This is a genomic window from Streptomyces sp. NPDC051172 (assembly GCF_040682555.1).
Lineage (GTDB): Bacteria > Actinomycetota > Actinomycetes > Streptomycetales > Streptomycetaceae > Streptomyces.
Map to the genome: position 1 here is coordinate 1 of NZ_JBFBBE010000380.1, position 1,274 is coordinate 1,274.

Below are 1,274 nucleotides of genomic sequence, written 5' to 3' on the forward strand. Positions count from 1 at the left end.
GCATGGGCATGTCCGTGGTGATCGACCTCGGCGAGTCCATCTGGGCCTACTTCGACGAGCTCTCCTCGGTCAGCGCCCAGGCGTATGCGGGGGCCCAGTCGGCACGCGCGGGCGTCCTCGAGCGGCGCCGCACGGACCTGGCCTCCGCGCTCGTGCGGGGCGGGATGGAGGAGGAGAAGATCCAGCGGCTCGCCGGGATCGCGGACTGGCGGCTGCCGGGCCGTCTCGTCGTCGTCGTGCTCCCGGCGGACGCGGAGGCCGACATCCGGGACCGGCTCGTCCGGGCCGGGCTGGTCATGGAGGGCGACGACGAGCTCGTCTCCGTCCTCGACGCCTCCGGGGACCGGGGACGGCGTGCCCGGCTGCTGAGGCTGATCGGGGACGTGCCCGCCGTCGTCGGCCCGGCCGTGGACTGGCGCCTCGTGCCCCACTCGTACCGGGTGGCCCACACGCTGGCGGGGCAGGAGGCGGCCGCTGTCGGGACGCCCGTGTTCGCTGAGGACCATCTGGCCCGCGTGGCGCTGGGCGCCGAACCGCGCGTGGTGGAGGAACTGGCGGCACGCGTGCTGGCCCCACTCGCGGCCCTGAGCGGGGCCAAGCGGGCGGTGCTGGAGGAGACGCTGCTGTCCTGGCTGCTGCACTGGGGTCAGCGCGCCCGCATCGCGGCGGAGCTCAGCGTGCACCCGCAGACGGTGGGGTACCGGATGGGCCGGCTGCGGGAGCTGTTCGGGGACGCTCTCGAAGACCCCGACGCACGGTTCGATCTCGAGATCGCGCTGCGGGCGCGGCGGGAGGGCGTGGTCCCGGCGGAGTGAGGCGGGGGCGGGCAGCCCTGGCCGTGACGCGGCATGCGGGCCACGCTGGGCCGTACGAGTGGCGGGGGTCGGCCCCGTCCGGATTTCGCCCGAGAGGACGACATGACCCATCACGAGAACCACGACCGCCAGGACCTGGCCGCCGGGGAGACCTATCTGATCCACGTCCTCGAGACCTCGGACCCGCCCGGCAACCCGGACCACTACCGGATCACCGACGCCGTGGAGGCCCACCACGAGGCCACCGGCTCCTACGACGTCGAGGCCGCCGGCATCGAGGTCGCCCGCGACCTGCTCGCCCGTCACGCGAAGTGATCGCTCGGACGGCGCGCCGTCTTCCCGCCGGGGGCGGCGCGTCGCGCGTCAGGGGATGCGTATTGCCCCAGGTCAGCGGCTGAGCCAGCGGCGCCGCTGACTGGACATTCAGGGTCCGGCCATGGTTTTCTCAGCAATGTCTGC

At 73.8% G+C, this 1,274-nt stretch carries 2 protein-coding genes; both read left to right on the top strand.

Translation table 11 applies throughout. From position 1 onward, the window contains the following. On the top strand, positions 1–815 hold an 815-nt coding region (locus AB0N07_RS51280; protein WP_365847904.1), incomplete at its 5' end, for a helix-turn-helix domain-containing protein. A gap of 102 nt (positions 816–917) precedes the next feature. Next, positions 918–1,130, top strand: coding sequence for a hypothetical protein (locus AB0N07_RS51285; RefSeq protein WP_144824494.1), 213 nt, complete (start codon positions 918–920; stop codon positions 1,128–1,130). The last annotated feature ends 144 nt before the right edge of the window (positions 1,131–1,274 follow it).

Coding starts and splice junctions, on each gene's coding strand:
- AB0N07_RS51285 (WP_144824494.1), top strand. CDS start 918: ATGACCCATCACGAGAACCACGACCGCCAGGACCTGGCCGCCGGGGAG.